Annotated in this window: 18 protein-coding genes and 1 pseudogene; 11 read left to right on the plus strand and 8 right to left on the minus strand. The window is 47.0% G+C overall.

What is annotated here, in order from left to right:
• The first annotated feature begins 59 nt into the window (after positions 1–59).
• A complete protein-coding gene (locus D791_RS11395; RefSeq protein ID WP_051514459.1) occupies positions 60–719 on the plus strand; it encodes a tRNA-uridine aminocarboxypropyltransferase in 660 nt (219 codons plus the stop codon).
• 20 nt (positions 720–739) lie between these two features.
• Here D791_RS11395 and secB read toward each other — a convergent pair whose 3' ends face one another.
• The 3 genes from secB to D791_RS11410 are packed head-to-tail and all read right to left on the minus strand — an operon-like array spanning position 740 to position 1,907.
• A complete protein-coding gene (gene secB, locus D791_RS11400) occupies positions 740–1,204 on the minus strand; it encodes a protein-export chaperone SecB (RefSeq protein ID WP_036511756.1) in 465 nt (154 codons plus the stop codon).
• Between the two features lie 31 nt (positions 1,205–1,235).
• Positions 1,236–1,487, minus strand: coding sequence for a glutaredoxin 3 (gene grxC, locus D791_RS11405; RefSeq protein WP_036511758.1), 252 nt, complete (start codon positions 1,485–1,487; stop codon positions 1,236–1,238).
• A 3-nt stretch (positions 1,488–1,490) separates the two neighbouring features.
• Entirely contained in the window at positions 1,491–1,907 is a 417-nt protein-coding gene (locus tag D791_RS11410) for a rhodanese-like domain-containing protein (RefSeq protein WP_051514460.1), read from the minus strand.
• A gap of 158 nt (positions 1,908–2,065) precedes the next feature.
• Here D791_RS11410 and gpmI point away from each other — a divergent pair, with 158 nt between their 5' ends.
• From gpmI to D791_RS11430, 4 genes are all read left to right on the plus strand, one after another.
• A complete protein-coding gene (gpmI, locus tag D791_RS11415; RefSeq protein ID WP_036511762.1) occupies positions 2,066–3,616 on the plus strand; it encodes a 2,3-bisphosphoglycerate-independent phosphoglycerate mutase in 1,551 nt (516 codons plus the stop codon).
• A 14-nt stretch (positions 3,617–3,630) separates the two neighbouring features.
• The gene (locus D791_RS11420) at positions 3,631–4,770 is read left to right on the plus strand and encodes a murein hydrolase activator EnvC family protein (protein WP_036511764.1); all 1,140 of its coding nucleotides are present in this window, start codon (positions 3,631–3,633) and stop codon (positions 4,768–4,770) included.
• 37 nt (positions 4,771–4,807) lie between these two features.
• A complete protein-coding gene (locus D791_RS11425) occupies positions 4,808–6,109 on the plus strand; it encodes a S41 family peptidase (protein WP_237748620.1) in 1,302 nt (433 codons plus the stop codon).
• Between the two features lie 74 nt (positions 6,110–6,183).
• Positions 6,184–6,927, plus strand: coding sequence for a divergent polysaccharide deacetylase family protein (locus tag D791_RS11430; protein ID WP_051514463.1), 744 nt, complete (start codon positions 6,184–6,186; stop codon positions 6,925–6,927).
• Here the strand turns inward: D791_RS11430 and slmA are convergent.
• The 5 genes and pseudogenes from slmA to coaBC all read right to left on the minus strand — a co-directional run bounded on the left by slmA (position 6,924) and on the right by coaBC (position 11,585).
• A complete protein-coding gene (gene slmA / locus D791_RS11435; RefSeq protein ID WP_036511766.1) occupies positions 6,924–7,547 on the minus strand; it encodes a nucleoid occlusion factor SlmA in 624 nt (207 codons plus the stop codon). The two genes, D791_RS11430 and slmA, sit on opposite strands and share 4 nt — an antisense overlap.
• 35 nt (positions 7,548–7,582) lie before the next feature.
• On the minus strand, positions 7,583–8,485 hold the full coding sequence (gene argB / locus D791_RS11440) for an acetylglutamate kinase (RefSeq protein ID WP_036511767.1): 903 nt from the start codon (positions 8,483–8,485) through the stop codon (positions 7,583–7,585).
• Positions 8,486–8,509: 24 nt separating this feature from the next.
• Complete coding sequence (locus D791_RS11445) at positions 8,510–9,907, minus strand: phosphomannomutase/phosphoglucomutase (protein ID WP_036511768.1); 1,398 nt, start codon at positions 9,905–9,907, stop codon at positions 8,510–8,512.
• Between the two features lie 9 nt (positions 9,908–9,916).
• A complete protein-coding gene (gene dut / locus D791_RS11450; protein WP_036511769.1) occupies positions 9,917–10,372 on the minus strand; it encodes a dUTP diphosphatase in 456 nt (151 codons plus the stop codon).
• 8 nt (positions 10,373–10,380) lie between these two features.
• Positions 10,381–11,585, minus strand: a pseudogene (coaBC, locus tag D791_RS11455) (bifunctional phosphopantothenoylcysteine decarboxylase/phosphopantothenate--cysteine ligase CoaBC).
• 119 nt (positions 11,586–11,704) lie between these two features.
• Between coaBC and radC the strand changes: the two are divergent.
• From radC to hemB, 6 genes are all read left to right on the plus strand, one after another.
• Complete coding sequence (gene radC / locus D791_RS11460; protein ID WP_036511771.1) at positions 11,705–12,379, plus strand: RadC family protein; 675 nt, start codon at positions 11,705–11,707, stop codon at positions 12,377–12,379.
• A 188-nt stretch (positions 12,380–12,567) separates the two neighbouring features.
• The gene (gene rpmB / locus D791_RS11465) at positions 12,568–12,804 is read left to right on the plus strand and encodes a 50S ribosomal protein L28 (protein WP_036511773.1); all 237 of its coding nucleotides are present in this window, start codon (positions 12,568–12,570) and stop codon (positions 12,802–12,804) included.
• Positions 12,805–12,815: 11 nt separating this feature from the next.
• Positions 12,816–12,986 carry a 50S ribosomal protein L33 gene (gene rpmG, locus D791_RS11470; RefSeq protein ID WP_036511775.1) on the plus strand — a complete coding sequence of 57 codons (171 nt, stop codon included), beginning with the start codon at positions 12,816–12,818 and terminating at the stop codon, positions 12,984–12,986.
• 195 nt (positions 12,987–13,181) lie between these two features.
• Positions 13,182–13,994 (plus strand): bifunctional DNA-formamidopyrimidine glycosylase/DNA-(apurinic or apyrimidinic site) lyase, encoded by an 813-nt coding sequence (gene mutM, locus D791_RS11475; protein WP_036511777.1) that lies wholly within the window; start codon positions 13,182–13,184, stop codon positions 13,992–13,994.
• A gap of 25 nt (positions 13,995–14,019) precedes the next feature.
• On the plus strand, positions 14,020–14,937 hold the full coding sequence (locus tag D791_RS11480) for an alpha/beta hydrolase (protein ID WP_237748621.1): 918 nt from the start codon (positions 14,020–14,022) through the stop codon (positions 14,935–14,937).
• A gap of 492 nt (positions 14,938–15,429) precedes the next feature.
• Positions 15,430–16,437 carry a porphobilinogen synthase gene (hemB, locus tag D791_RS11485; protein ID WP_036511921.1) on the plus strand — a complete coding sequence of 336 codons (1,008 nt, stop codon included), beginning with the start codon at positions 15,430–15,432 and terminating at the stop codon, positions 16,435–16,437.
• Positions 16,438–16,439 lie beyond the last annotated feature (2 nt).

The following is a 16,439-nucleotide window of genomic DNA, read 5'->3' on the forward strand; positions in this document are numbered from 1 at the left end:
TTTTGTGTATGTAGGCCTTTCATCCTTTGTTATTTTAAGACACTTATCGCGAACATAACATGCACTCTCAATATCCGCGTAAACCCTTTGTAGCCCGAGGTTCAAACGTTATTCGTTGTGATGACTGCAAGTTGCCGGCTGTTGCCTGTATGTGCTCAGATACGCTTACAAGCCAGGCTAGCTGTGATTTCTGGCTATTGATGCATCATGATGAATTTTACAAGCCAACCAACACTGGGCGTTTGATTCAGAGAACCTTTTCATCGACACAATGCTCTCGTTGGTCTCGCTTAGAGCCGACTGAAGATCTGATCTCAGCGCTTGCAGATCCTGAGGTCTCTCCTTGTATCGTCTTTCCTGAGGCTCCGGATTACGCAGACAGAATGATAAAGGATCTATCTGAGCTTCCAAACCGCCCACTCTTTATTATTCCAGATGGAACGTGGAGACAAGCACGACGTATCTTCAGACACAGTCGCTACTTAGATACACTGCCAGTCATTGAGCCGACGATAGCGTTTGATAGTCGCTATTCGTTGCGTTCTTCAGGGGAAGAGAATCATGTTTGCACTGCAGAAGTTGCAGCTGCCTTACTGTTTCAGATAGGGGATGCTGAGGCAGGAAATACGTTGTTGCAGAACTTTGAGACGTTTAATCAACGTTACTATGCATCTAAGGGACGAAATTTGAACGTGAAGGAGGATGCCAGCAAGCGATAAGCGAGCCGGCATATTTTCTTTTAGTGTGTTTCCGGTGCAGCTTCTTGCTGAGCGGCTTTCTGTTGCAATTGCTGTGCATACAGAGCATCGAAGTTTACAGGTGCGAGCATCAATGGCGGGAAACTAGCACGCGTCATCATGCTGTCAACCGCTTCTCTGGCATAAGGAAACAGAATATTTGGACAGAAAGCACCAAGAGTGTGCCCCAACTCTGCTTCGCCCAGCCCGCTGATTAAGAAAATGCCAGCTTGTTGTAATTCAACTAACAGTGCCGTTTTGCCATCATTAGAAATGGTTACAGTCAGTGTTAACACGACTTCGTAATGCGTTTCATCAAGTGCATTGGTTCTAGTGTTCAAATCCAATTTGACATCGGGTTGCCACGTTTTTGTGAAAACCTGTGGGCCAGCAGGTGTTTCAAGAGAGACATCCTTGAGAAACACACGTTGGAGGGCAAATTGAGGTTTTGCTGCATTTTCTGACATTCGAAAAATCCTGTTCAGTAATGGGTCGGTTTTATTTTAGAAGTGGGTCGAGTTTATTATCTAGATCTAACTCATACAAGTCGTCACATCCGCCCACATGCAAATCATCAATGAATATTTGCGGTACGGTTTGACGGCCACTGCGTGCAATCATTTCGCGTTTGAGCTCAGGTGATGACCCGACATCAATTTCGGTAAACTCAACATTTTTTTGCTTCAAAAGATACTTGGCTCTGACACAAAATGGACAAATACGGGTTGTATAGATCGTTACGTTAGCCATGGATTATTTCTTCACGATAGGTAAGTGTTGAGCTTTCCATTCTGTGATACCGCCACTCATCCTTGAAATATTTGTAAATCCGGCACTCTTTAGCTTTTTACCGGCACTGCCAGCGGCTTGGCCTAGATTGCAGACGACAATAATCGGGCTTTCTTTAGCGGAGTCCAGTTCTGAAAGACGTCGTTCCATGTCAGCAAAGGGGATGTTTTTAGAACCCGCAATGTGGCCTGTATCCCACTCTTTCTTTGGACGAATATCAACAACAATAGCGGACTCTTTATTGATCATCCGTGTTGCTTCAGCTGGAGTCACTGATCGACCCGATTTGTTTTTTTCAGTCCAAAGTAAAACAGCCAGTGTAATTAGCCAAGCTAGGACAAGAAAATAGTGGTTTGATATAAATTCAAAGAGTTGTTCCATCATGGGTTCCGTTCAGCGCATTTATAAATTCTTAAGTGAGCAAGTATACAATGTAGGAGGCGCTCGGATAAGACTTATACTCGTTCAGCGTTAGCTATAATTGTATTTTGTCAGTAAAATGGCGGATATTATTAACCCTCCAATACAGATGACAGACAATGAGTGAAACAAGAGCAACCAAAGCACTGATCATTCTCGATGGGTTCGGGATTGAATCAACTCCTTCTTCAGCAATTGAAGCCGCAAATACACCCACTTGGGATGCGCTGTTAGCATCAAATCCAAACTCTCGTATATCAACATCGGGACTTGCCGTTGGATTGCCTGAAGGGCAAATGGGCAACTCAGAGGTTGGTCATATGAATATTGGAGCCGGTCGTGTTGTATATCAAAACTTCACTCGTATCTCGAAAGCAATTGCTGATGGCGAGTTTGAGCAGAATGAAGTGTTGGTGAGCGCAATTGAACGTGCGCTAGAAAAGGATTCAGCCGTACATATTACAGGTCTCCTGTCGCCAGGCGGTGTCCATAGCCATGAAGAACATATGTTTGCTCTGATTGAATTGGCTGTAAAAAAAGGCGTGAAAAACGTATTTCTACACGCAATACTTGATGGTCGTGATATGCCCCCGCGTTCAGCAGAGCCTTCGATTGCTGCCGCTGAGGCAACCTTTGCCCGTTTGGGAACGGGTGCTGTTGCGACGGTTGTTGGACGTTATTATGCGATGGATCGTGATAACCGTTGGGATCGTGTTCAACAAGCCTACGATGCAATGACAGTAGGGACGGCACCGTATTTTGCGCAATCCCCACAACAAGCCCTGGCTGAAGCCTATGCTCGCGATGAAAATGATGAGTTTGTACAGGCGACAGTGATCACCGATATGGCCGGCCATCCTAAAGGCCTTATTCAAGATGGTGATGTCGTGATTTGCGCTAATTTCCGTCCAGATAGATCGCGAGAGATTACACGAGCATTTGTTGAAAAAGACTTTGATGGTTTTGTGCGTTCGTCTGCGCCAGCACTGAGTGATTACGTGATGCTGACGGAATATGCGGCTAGCATTGACGCGAGTTGTGCATTCCCTCCGACAGCGCTCTCAAACGATTTAGGTGAATTCTTATCTAAGCGTGGTAAAACGCAGCTGCGTATTTCTGAAACTGAAAAGTATGCGCATGTCACCTTTTTCTTTAACGGTGGTCAAGAGGCAGTTTATCCGGGAGAGGACCGAATTTTAATCCCTTCACCGCAGGTGGCGACATATGATTTACAGCCAGAAATGAGCGCATTTGAGGTCACAGATCGTTTAGTTGAAGCGATACTTGCCCGTAAGTACGACTTAATTGTTTGTAACTTTGCCAATGGTGATATGGTCGGACATACCGGCAAGTTTGATGCTGCGGTAAAAGCCGTTGAAGCGATCGATCTATGCATCAAACGCGTTATTGACGCAATGCGACAAGTCGATGGTGAAACATTGATTACTGCAGATCATGGTAATGTCGAAATGATGCAGGACCCTGAAAGTGGTCAAGCGCATACATCTCATACACTCTGGCCTGTTGCGTTAATATACGATGGCCCGAGAGCTCAACAGGTGTCGTTGAGTGATGGTGCGCTTTGTGATTTAGCCCCTACGTTATTGAACCTAATGGATATTGAGCCACCTGCCGAAATGACAGGTCGTTCTTTAGTAACCTTTCACTGATTGATATTTGGGTTGTGAAAAACAAACTCTATCTATGGACTTGCTTAGGGCTGCTGTTGTGCAGCCCTTTGTCAATGGCACAAGACCCACAAGCTACGGCAGCACAGATTGAGCGTTTAAAGCGCGAAATACATCAGCTCCAGTCCAGTATTTCACAAAGAAGCACTCGCCAAAGAAGTGAGCAGCAAGCGCTTGCAAATGCTGAACGCGAAATAGGTCGGGTAGCGGCTGATATACGTAAAACAGATCAAGAACTGGCTGAGTTAAACCAAAATATGGCAGGGCTTCAGTCACAGCGTCAAAGCTTAGAGCGTCAGCTGACAGAGCGAAGGGAGCTTATACAAACACTGTTGCGAGAGCAGTATCGACAGGGGCGTCAGCCAAAGTTTCAGTTGTTATTGCAACAGCAGAATCCCGATCAGTTAGAGAGAATGCTTAAGTATTTTGATCGGGTGAATCGGGAGTTAAGTGAGCAACTGCGAGTGTATCAGGACCAGCTCAACCGTTTAACGGATACTCGACAAAGTATTGGAGCAACCGAGGCAAGTATTCTGGAGCGAAGAGAGCGCTTACAAGCAGAGCAGTCACGTCTTTCAGCGGCTAGAGCTGAACGTGAGAAGCAGATTAAAGAGCTGGCAGAGCAGCAGCAGCGAGAGCAACGACAGCTGGCACAAAAACAACAGGATCAAGAGCAGTTACAGCAAGTACTTGCACAGATTCAGCGTTCACTTGAGTTATCAAATTTAACACGTGACAACCAAACGTTTGCGTCGTTAAGAGGCAAGTTGCCTTGGCCGATTCAAGGCGCTGTTTCTCGACGTTTTGGTGCCCAGCACAGTGGGGTGGCATTTGAGGGGCTTTTGGTGCGTGCTTCACAGGGGGCTGATGTTAAAGCCGTTCATCATGGTCGAGTGGTGTTTTCGGATTGGCTCAGAGGCTATGGCTTAGTCTTGATTTTGGATCATGGTTCGGGCTATATGAGTTTATATGGTCATAATCAGACTCTGCTGAAAGAACCTGGCGATTGGGTGAGTGCAGGTCAAGTTGTTGCGACGGCTGGAAACAGCGGAGGGCATGAAGAGGTCGGCCTGTACTTTGCTATACGTCATAACGGACGTCCCGTTGACCCTTCTGTTTGGTTAACTAAGCCTTAAATTTTAATGTTCCGAATTTTGTTAGGATTGGATGATTATGAACCGTTACCCTAATATCAAGAAGCCGATTATATCGATCTTACTGTCTGCGTGTTTAGTTATGCCTGCTTGGGCGTTGGCTGAAACAGAAGATGGTTTACCCATTGATGAAATTCGATTGTTTGCCGAAGTGTTTGATCGGATCAAGTCGGCGTATGTAGAGCCTGTGTCGGATCAAAAGCTTCTTGAAGATGCAATACGAGGGATGTTGACGGGACTTGATCCTCATTCAGCGTATATGGACCCTAAAGCCTTTCAAAGTATGCAAGTTCAAACCAGTGGCCAGTTTGGTGGTTTAGGGATTGAGGTTGGGTTGCAGGATGGCTTTATTCGCGTGGTTGCGCCCATCGATGATACCCCAGCACAACGAGCCGGTATTCGAGCAGGTGATTTAATTACGAAAATCGACGATGAAGCGATTCAAGGGATCAGTCTGAATGATGCCGTTGATAAAATGCGTGGAAAAGTGGGTACGGCTGTTGTTCTGACGTTGGTGAGAGACGGGGTGGAAAAACCCTTTGAGGTCAGACTGGTTAGAGAGAACATCAGTGTGACCAGTGTTCGTCATCGCTTGCTTGAAACGCATTATGGGTATATTCGGATCAGTCAGTTCCAGAGTAATACAGCAAATCAATTGCGAAACTCCGTGGAAGCATTGCAAGCCTTGAGTGAGCTGAAAGGGTTGGTGTTGGATTTGCGTAATAACCCAGGTGGCGTTCTACAGGCCGCCATACAAGTCAGTGATGCGTTCTTATCGGATGGCCTTATTGTCTACACCGAAGGGCGATTGCCAAACTCAGAAATGCGCTTTAATGCAAGTGAATCGACACTCTTGCCGGATGTGCCAGTCGTGGTGTTAATTAACTCAGGTTCGGCGTCGGCGTCTGAAATTGTGGCTGGTGCGCTTCAAGATCATGGTCGAGCCGTGATCATGGGAACCGATAGTTTTGGTAAAGGCTCTGTTCAAACCATTCTACCCGTAGGGTCGGATCGTGCCGTGAAGTTGACGACAGCTCGTTACTTCACACCCGAGGGACGATCCATTCAAGCCGAGGGGATTCGCCCGGATATTCAAGTTGAGGAAGCCCGAATCACCGCTATTGAAACCGCCCCTGTGTTGCGTGAGCGTGATTTAAGCGGTCATTTAGAAGGGAGCTCAACTGGCCAGCGCGAATCATCTGTGACAAGAGACTCGGAAGAGCGTGATTTCCAGCTATATGAGGCGCTTAATTTATTAAAAGGCTTGAGCATTATGAAGGCGACTAGGGCTGATACGTGCGTAATTTGTCAAAACGTTTGACCTCGCTCTTTTTGTGTTTTTGGTGTTCATGGGGGAGTTCAGCGCCGAGTCCTGTTGAGGTGCCCCCTAGAATCGTGATAGTGATCGATGATATTGGTCAAAGCTTAGAGTACGGTCGAGCCGCTATTGAGCTGCCTGGCCCGCTTACCTTTGCGTTTTTGCCATACACACCGCATGCAACGGTCTTATCCCAACTTGCCGAAGCAACAGGGAAGGACGTTATTCTACACGCACCAATGGCGAATATAGCGGGCATTCCGATTGGTAAGGGTGGGTTATATCCACATCAGAGTGAGTCAGAGCTAAAAAATGAACTTAAAAAAAGCTTGGACTCTCTGCCATTGGTATTGGGATTGAATAACCACATGGGCAGCCTTCTCACCCAAAATGAGCAGTCAATGCGTTGGGTGATGGAGGTTGCGGCTGAGCGTGACCTGTTTTTCTTAGACAGTCGGACAACACCGAACAGTGTTGCATTCAGAATGGCGCAGAAACAAGGTATACCGTCTTTAACGCGTGATATTTTTCTGGACCATGAAATCACCTATGAGTTTGTTGATCAACAGTTCTCGAAGGCGATAGAGCTGGCGCAGGAGAAGGGACATGCGATCATCATTGGACACCCCTATCCGGTAACGATTGACTATTTGGCGACGGCCTTACCACGTTTAGATGAGCTAGGTATTCAATTGGTTGCCGCATCGGCTTTTTTACAGCAGCAGAGTGATATAAAGGCTTTGCAAGAGTGGTCATCCGATGTATCTCTGCAAACCGAGGCAGAGCCTGCGCAGGCTCTATCCAGTACCGTCACTCATTAAAGTGTTACCGGTGCGGTTGCTTGACGCTTGAATAGGCTTTCGGCAAGCTTAGGCCATTGTTCGGGCCAATGCTCTGTGGGTCTGCGCTTAAACTCACTGCGAACAAACTGCCGAATTCGACCTTCAGCAACACTCATTAAAAGATTGGCGCAGGCTGTTGGTGGAATAAGTGTTCGAATACCATCAGTCAGTTCCGCTTCTCGCATAAGCTGTTTAAGCTGTGTTTCCATCCGCTCGAAGAGTTGATTCACCTGAACGCGCAAACGTTCGGTTTCCCCCGAAAGGGCATCTCCGCCTAAAATTCTGGCCATTCCTGGGTTTTTCTCAACAAATGCGAGTAGAAGTGTGAGAATTTGCTCACACTGGCGCACGCGTGTTGCACTTGATTGGGTAATGAGTCTAATCCTTGAAAAAAGGGTTTCCTCAATAAAGCCAATTAAGCCCTCAAACATGCGAGCTTTGCTTGGGAAGTGGCGATACAGCGCTGCTTCTGAAACGCCAACCTCCCGAGCTAAGGCCGCAGTGGTAATTCGCTGACCTGGGTTAACTTCTAACATTTGGGCAAGTGCTTGAAGTATTTGCTCTCGCCGTGAGTGTTTATTCTGTTCTCTGTCAGCCATTTTCCTGCCTTAAGGCCTACGTTAGTGACCAAAAATTAAAGAGTCTTGTTGGTAATGAGCGTACCAACACCTTCATTGGTGAAGATTTCAAGCATGCAGGCATGCTCAACACGCCCATCTATAATATGGGCGGAGTTAACGCCACATTTTACAGCGCTAAGGGCACAATCAATTTTCGGTAACATGCCGCCATAAATGGTGCCATCTTCAATTAAGGCGTCGACTTGTGCGGTGGATAATCCCGTGAGCACTTTGCCTTCTTTATCCAATAAGCCCGCAATATTGGTTAATAGAATCAATTTTTCTGCCCGCAAAACCTCTGCAACCTTGCCTGCTACCAAGTCTGCATTGATATTGTACGCATGCCCATCTTCACCGACACCAATCGGCGCAATGACTGGGATAAAGTCAGAGTTCACGAGCATGTCGAGTACCTTTACGTTGACTTTTTCCACCTCACCTACATGGCCAATATCAATAATTTCGGGGGCTTCCATCTCGGGTGTCTTATGCTTAACGACTAGCTTTCGTGCTCTCAAGAGCTCACCGTCTTTACCGGTCAGACCGATGGCTTTTCCACCTGCACTGTTGATGAGGCCAACAATTTCTTTATTAACCATGCCACCGAGTACCATTTCGACGACGTCCATGGTTTTTGTATCGGTTACGCGCATACCATTGATGAAGTGCGACTCAATCTTAAGTTGATCGAGAAGATTACCAATTTGTGGACCGCCGCCATGCACAACAATTGGGTTGATGCCGATCAGCTTCATCATGACGATATCGCGAGCAAAGCTGGCTTTGAGTTTTTCATCGGTCATTGCGTTGCCACCGTATTTGATGACCAACGTCTTCCCGACAAAGCGTTGAATGTAAGGCATTGCTTCGCTCAGTATTTGAGAGGTGGCAATGGCTTGCTGGCGAGTTAAAGGCATAGTCTTAGTCCTTAATACGAAAAATTATTCTTGAGGAATCGTCAGGCATTTATCAATTTGATGCAATCGAATTTGGAAGTCATCGCGAATTTTTTTTAACGCTTCAAATGAAGAGGCCTCAAAGCGCAGGACAAGGGTTGGCGTGGTGTTTGAGGCTCTGACGAGCCCCCACCCTTCGTCAAAATCGACGCGTAGTCCATCAATTCGAGAAACCTGTCCTCTTTCAAAAGGCATCATCGCGAGCTGTTCAATAAGATCGAACTTAGACGCGTCCGATACGGCGATTGTCAGCTCTGGTGTACTAATGTCTTCCGGAAAATGCATGAAACACTCCTCACAGGTGAGAGGCTGTGCGGCCAGTAGCTCAATGAAGCGAGCGGCACTGTATAAACCATCATCGAAACCATACCACCGCTCTTTGAAGAAAAAATGACCGCTCATTTCACCTGCAAGCAAGGCTCCTGTTTCTTTTAGTTTTCGTTTCATGAGCGAGTGCCCGGTTTTCCAAAGCGTTGCTGTTCCGCCTTGTGCCTGAATGAGTGCAGGCAGACGTCGTGAGCATTTAACATCGTACAGAATTTCGGCGTTAGGATGACGCTGTAAAAGATCAGTGGCAAAAAAACGCATAATTCGATCTGGATAGAGAATTTGTCCCGCATTCGAGACAATAAACATTCGGTCGGCATCGCCATCAAAGGCAATGCCAAGGTCTGCTTGATGCACCTTAACCCAATGAATCAGATCGATAAGGTTTTTGGCTTTGCTGGGGTCCGGATGGTGATTGGGGAAATGACCGTCAACCTCACAATACAAGGGGATGACGCAGCAGCCTAATTGCTCGAACAGGGTGGGTGCAATCCGCCCTGCAATACCATTGCCGGAGTCAATGACGACTTTTAAAGGGCGCTGTAGCTTGATATCCGAGACAATCCTCGACAGATAGTCTGGACAAGCATCGGCTACCTGGAAGTTACCTTGTCCTTCTGGATAGGATTGTCGTTCGATCAATTGGCGGAGTTGCTGAATGTCATCTTCACTTAAGCTGCGGCCGTCCAATACCATTTTGAAGCCATTGTACTGAGCTGGATTATGACTGCCAGTAATCATTACACCGCATTGATCCGGTGAGTGCTCGGTTGCAAAATAGAGAACAGGCGTGGGCACAAATCCTACATCAATGACATCGCAGCCGGATGCGAGCAGTCCGTCAATAAAAATGTCTTTTAGGTGAGGGCCGGATAGGCGTCCATCTGCCGCGACAATAACTTGTTGTTTATTGAGGCCTTTGACTTGCTGTGCAAAGGCCCGCCCTAGGTGCCAGACAACCTCATCTGATAAGTCGTCAGGCACAACCCCTCGAATATCATAGGCTCGAAAAATATGCGAGTTTAACGTGGGTTTAGGATAGTTTGCCTGTTCCATGCTGAACCTTTAGTGACGGCCAGAAGAGCCAAAACCACCGTCGCCTCGGTCTGAGTCCGAAAACTCACTCACCACCTCAAACTCCGCTTGCACCACCGGAACTAAGACCAGTTGCGCAATACGCTCGCCAGGCGCGATAACAAACGTTGTTTGACCTCTGTTCCAGCAGGATACAAAGAGCTGCCCTTGATAATCTGAATCGATAAGGCCAACTAGATTGCCTAATACGATGCCATGCTTATGTCCGAGTCCAGAGCGAGGCAAGACCATGGCGCAGAGGTTTGGATCTTCAATATGGATGGCAAGACCTGTTGGAATCAATTCGGTTTGCCCAGGCTCGAGTGTGAGGGCTTGATTCAAGCAGGCTCTTAAATCTAAACCTGCGGAGCCCGCCGTCGCATAACTGGGTAAAGGAAAGTCGGTGCCGATTCTGGGGTCGAGCAATTTTACTTGAAGCTTTTTCATTGGAGTCATCATCGTGTTGTAGGTAAGTGTGGGGCAATCTGTTCGATTAATTGACGTGCTAATTGGCGTTTTGATGTTTGAGGTAGGGATATTTCATCGGTAGATGTGATTAACGTGACTTGGTTCTCATCACTATTAAAACCGATGCCAGCAATGGACACGTCGTTCGCAATAATCATATCTAACTGTTTACGAAGACGTTTTTCACGTGCGTAACTTAAGACATCATTGGTTTCAGCAGCAAACCCTATGGTAAACGGTTTGTTGGGCAGGGCGGCAATGGTGGCAATAATATCTGGATTTTTGACGAGTCTAATGTCCATTGACGCTTCTTTGCCCTTTTTGAGTTTGTTCGTCGATACGCTCTCTGGGCGATAGTCTGCAACGGCGGCCGCTCCGATAAACACATCACAGTTTTCAACGGAATGTAGGGCAGCGTCTAACATATCTTGCGCGGATTCCACCATAATGCGTTTTACATGTGCAGGTGCGCTTAGATTAACTGGGCCACTGATTAAGGTAACCTCTGCACCTGCATCCGCTGCCGCTTCGGCTAAGGCGTATCCCATTTTGCCTGAGCTGTGGTTGGAGATGAATCGAACGGGGTCGATCGCTTCTCGTGTCGGGCCAGCGGTAATAACAACACGTTGACCATTAAGAACATCGTAATCAAATTGGTTGGCGATTGCCTGTAACAGAGCCTCAGGCTCTAACATTCGTCCCATCCTGTGTCTCCGCAGGCTTGTTCGCCAGATGCAGGTCCAAAGAACTGGATGCCTCTTGCTTGGAGGGCTTGAACGTTCAGTTGAGTTTGATGATCGCGCCACATGGCTTGATTCATGGCGGGGGCTAAGCATAAAGGTGCATCTGAGGCTAAGCACAGGGTGGTGAGAAGATCATTTCCCATGCCTGCGGCAACACGTGCCATAAAATCGGCTGTTGCAGGGGCGACCAAAATTAAATCAGCCCAACGCGCCAGCTCGATGTGGCCCATGCCCGCTTCTGCTTCAGGGTCAAGTAGTTGTAGGTGAACAGGGTTCCCGGATAAGGCCTGCAAGGTCAAAGGCGTAATGAACTCTGCGGCTGCAGGTGTCATGACAACCCTGACATCAGCTCCTGCTTTTTTAAGCATCCGAGTGAGCTCTGCGCTTTTGTATGCCGCAATTCCCCCTGTGATTCCGAGTAATATCTGTCGATTGGTGAGTCTTAGCATGGCTTAGCGATCCGAGTTCCCATGTGTTCCAGAAGTTTGATAAGATAACATTTCACTTTGCATTTGCGTAGACTCGTTCAAGCGGGAAGCTTGATAAATCCAAACCAGGGAAGTTAATCATGTCTATACGTCATTGGCCTGTTGCAGAAAGGCCTAGAGAGAAACTTTTATCGCAAGGCGTTAGCAGCCTATCTGACGCTGAGTTATTGGCCATTTTTTTACGAACGGGAATTGCGGGTAAATCAGCGGTTGATCTTGCCCGAGAGCTGCTTCATCGTTTCGGTGGCCTGCGTGCCTTGATGGAAAGCCGTGAGTCTGACTTCTGTCAGGCACAAGGTTTAGGGCCCGCAAAGTATGTCCAGCTGCAGGCGGTTATGGAAATGTCGAGACGACATTTAGAGTCTACTTTAATGAGAGACTCGGCGCTTGAAAGCCCACAGGTGGTTCGGCGTTACCTTTCGGCCAAGCTAAGGCATGAGCCTCGCGAAATCTTTGCATGCCTACTGCTTGATAATCGCCACAGAGTCATTCGCTATGAGGCTCTGTTTTTTGGAACGATTAACGCTGCATCCGTGTATCCGAGAGAAGTGGTAAAACTCGCATTAGCGTACAATGCGGCAGCCGTGATTCTCAGTCATAATCATCCGTCGGGGGTTGCGGAACCTTCTCAAGCGGATCGGCATATCACCGATCGCCTTGTCGAAGCCTTAGCAGTCGTTGATATTCGCGTTTTAGATCATATGGTTATCGGTGATAGTGAGGTGGTGTCGTTTGCCGAGCGAGGGTGGATTTAATTCTGTTGGTGAAAAAATCATCAATTAACTGGTAAATAAAGGATAAAGCGGTATAATATGCGCCCTTCTATCCCATAATGGTACGGTATTTTGTCCGGGTCAGTGGACGCTCCGCCTGAGAGAGTCATTTTGTCGCTCTCAATAAACATCGGATAGGGTCAATTAACGTATGTATCAGGATTAATACAATGTCTCGAGTTTGTATGGTTACGGGTAAAAGCCCGATGACCGGAAACAATGTTTCACACTCTAACCGTAAAACGCGTCGTCGTTTTTTGCCTAACTTGCATTGGCACCGTTTTTGGGTTGAGAGCGAAAACCGCTTTGTACGTCTACGTGTATCGTCTAAAGGTATGCGTATCATTGATAAAAAGGGTATCGATTCAGTGTTGGCTGAATTGCGTACTCGTGGCGAAAAGGTTTAAGGAGCTAGACGATGGCAGCAAAAGGTGCTCGTGAGAAGATCCGCCTGGTTTCCTCAGCCGGAACAGGACACTTCTACACTACTGACAAAAACAAGCGTAACACGCCAGACAAGTTCGAATTTAAAAAATACGATCCTGTTGTGCGTAAGCATGTAATCTATAAAGAAGCTAAAATTAAGTAATTCTTAATCCGCTTCGAAAAGCCCGGGCTTGGTTATACTGAGTTCGGGCTTTATTTTTTGTTTGATGCCTTGATAGGCTAAGGCCCCTTGGCCCACTTCTGTTACACTCTTGTTCGTATCTGTGTTGATCGGTATTGTGATTCCACACCGTATTTTTATATAGTCCTAAAACCTCGCTTAGTTAAGACAGTCATCATGCCTGAATTACCAGAAGTAGAAACCACCCGACGTGGAATAGAACCACACATTCTTCACCATTCGGTTGAGAAGGTCGTGATTCGTCAGCCTAAGCTGCGTTGGCCTGTGCCGGATAACTTGGCAAATTTGATTGAGCACCAATTAATTGAGGGTGTTTTTAGGCGCGGCAAGTACCTCCTCATTGATGTTGGCCAAGGGGTGATACTAATTCATCTGGGTATGTCGGGCAGTTTACGGATTGTTGAGCAAGGTACTCCCGTCGCTAAACATGATCATGCGGATTTTTGCTTGAGTTCAGGGCGCTTGATGCGTTTTACTGATCCTCGGCGCTTTGGTGCGATACTTTGGCAAGCAAAAAATGAGATGCATCCTTTGCTGGCGCGTTTAGGGCCAGAGCCCTTAACCGAAGCATTTAATGCTCAGTCTTTATTTTTGAAGTGTCAGGGACGAACTCAGGCCATCAAAACCTTCTTGATGGATTCACAGGTTGTTGTAGGTGTGGGGAATATCTATGCCAATGAAGCTCTGTTTGCCGCCAACATTGACCCGCAAAAAGCAGCAGGTTTACTCTCAATACAGGAAATCGAGCGTTTGACCCAAGAGGTTAAGCGGATACTGACGTATGCAGTGGAACGTGGCGGGACAACTCTGCGCGATTTTGTGGGAGGGGATGGTAAGCCTGGGTATTTCCAACAAGAGTTGTATGTCTATGGTCGTAAGGGATTGCCTTGTAAAGTCTGTAAGAATATCTTGGTAGAGGTCCGTATGGGGCAGCGCAGCACGGTGTTTTGTAAGGTTTGCCAGCACTAATCATGAATCTGAAGAGGTCTAAAACGTGAATATAGCATTTAACTGGTTGTCGATGACATCGGATACCGTTAATGAGGACCCTGTTCAGCGAGCAAAACTCCGACAAAAACTGGGTCTGGAGCCCTACTTGGCACGCCGAGAAGTACTTCGCTTTGTCAATGATGAAATACACGCAGAGCTGTATGTGTATGATGAAGCGGCACCAGTGATTTTGTTTCTACCAGGAATAGGCACCTATTCTGAGCTCTACGCTGAGTGTTTGTCTAACCTGTCCGATACTGGGTTTAACGTCATTGGCATTGATTTGCGAGGCCATGGTTATTCAAAAGGTGCACGCGGTGACTATCGAGTTGATCAGGTTGTTCGGGATCTGGTGCAGATCGTGGATGCTTTGTCAGAGCGCTTTCAAGGCCCGATTGGTGTTTATGGCTACTCAATTGGTGGGTTGCTTGCAGTCGCTTTAGCTGAGCAAGATACGCGTATTCAGTCTGTCTTGTGTGGCACCTTACTCGTGACTGAAATTGCGCCTGACGTATTGCATCAGTTTGGCTGGGCGTGGACATGGGGTACTTCTTTGTTTTTTCCCGCAGCGCGCTTGCCCTTAAAATCGTTTATTGATTACGATCAGTTGTTATCTGGGCATCCAGCCGGTCGAGAAATCAATAATGATCCTAGAATAGTGTTTGACTATCCCATCGGAACCTTGGCAAGCTTGTTTACGCATGCAAGTGGAGTGGCTAAAAAAGTCTATCCATTTAAGTCCGCTATTATTCATGGTGAGCATGATGAGGTGCTGCCTTATGAATACTCAGAGCAAGTGGTAAAAACTCTGCGTCACCCATTTGAACTCATCAAGGTGCCAGGAGAGGGACATATGATTCCTTGGGACAATCCCAAGCAGTTATCACAGGTTGTATCTGACTGGTTCAAACGTAGCTTTTGATGGAATCAGCAGTGATTACCATCAGGCATCGTTCTGTAATAGGCGGTGTTAATCAAAGCTGGGACAAGGCGTAGCGGCTGTGTGCTGGACATAAAAGTGCATGGCAACCTAAAAGCAAAAGGGGCATGCTATCCTTAACATGCCCCTCTTTTAAATTGGCTTTCCTAATCCTTGCGAACCCAAACATCGCTGCTCTGCTTTCTGCATCCGTGGTCGCTGTGCTTGCCATCCTTTAATTCATTCCATGAACAGGAGATCCACAAGAGCTATTATGCCTACTGAAAAATTTTAGGATATAGGAGTTTTTCCTAAAATGTCTTAAAACTTCAAAAAAGTGAAAAACTATCCTTATCAAACAGGTGCCAGTCATTCTTGAACAGGCTAAGCTAGTTATCTTATAGAGTCTGTTTTTAGGAAAAGATGTGGATGGCATCTTTTTGTCATCATACTGTCATACAGCCTAGTTTCAATAGTCAATATGAGGAGCCCAACGTGGGATTTAACAACAGTCAGCGCTACTACCCAGAAACGCGTATGCGTCGGATGCGAGCCGATGATTTTTCCAGACGTTTAATGCGAGAAAATCTGTTGACACCGAATGATCTGATTTATCCCGCTTTTGTGATTGAAGGTAGCGGAGAGCGGGAGAGTATTCATTCGATGCCAGGCGTAGAGCGCTTGAGCATTGATCTAATTGTAAAGAAAGCGCAAGAGTTGGTGAGCTTAGGGATTCCGGCGATTGCACTGTTTCCTGTGACTCCCTTGACGGCTAAGTCAGAGCTAGCGGAGGAGTCATTCAATCCAGATGGTTTGGCTCAACGTGCAGTGAAAGCCATTAAAGATGCGTGCCCTGATTTAGGTGTGATCACGGATGTGGCGCTTGATCCGTTTACGACACATGGCCAAGATGGAATCATCGATGATACGGGCTATGTTTTAAATGACAGAACCATCGAAACACTGGTCGCTCAAGCTGTGTCCCATGCACAGGCTGGAGCTGATGTGGTTGCACCCAGTGATATGATGGATGGTCGCATTGGTTATATTCGTGCGGCGCTTGAGGAGCATGGGCTTGTCAATACTCGCATCATGGCGTATTCAGCGAAGTATGCGAGTGCGTACTATGGCCCATTCAGAGATGCGGTAGGTTCTGCGGGAAATTTGGGCAAGGGGAATAAGTACAGTTATCAGATGGACCCGGCTAACAGTGATGAAGCATTGCATGAAGTCGCACTGGACCTAGCGGAGGGAGCTGACATGGTGATGGTTAAGCCGGGAATGCCTTACCTTGATATCGTAAGACGAGTGAAAGACGAACTGAAAGCACCGACCTTTGTGTATCAGGTCAGTGGCGAATATGCGATGCATATGGCGGCTTTTCAACAAGGATGGCTAGATGAACGTAGTGTGATGCTGGAATCCCTGCTAGCGTTCAAGCGTGCTGGGGCCGATGGTATTTTAAGTTATTTTGCTGTGCGTGCTGCACAAGAGTTAAATTAAGG

The organism is Nitrincola nitratireducens (genome assembly GCF_000585235.1).
Lineage (GTDB): Bacteria > Pseudomonadota > Gammaproteobacteria > Pseudomonadales > Balneatricaceae > Nitrincola > Nitrincola alkalisediminis.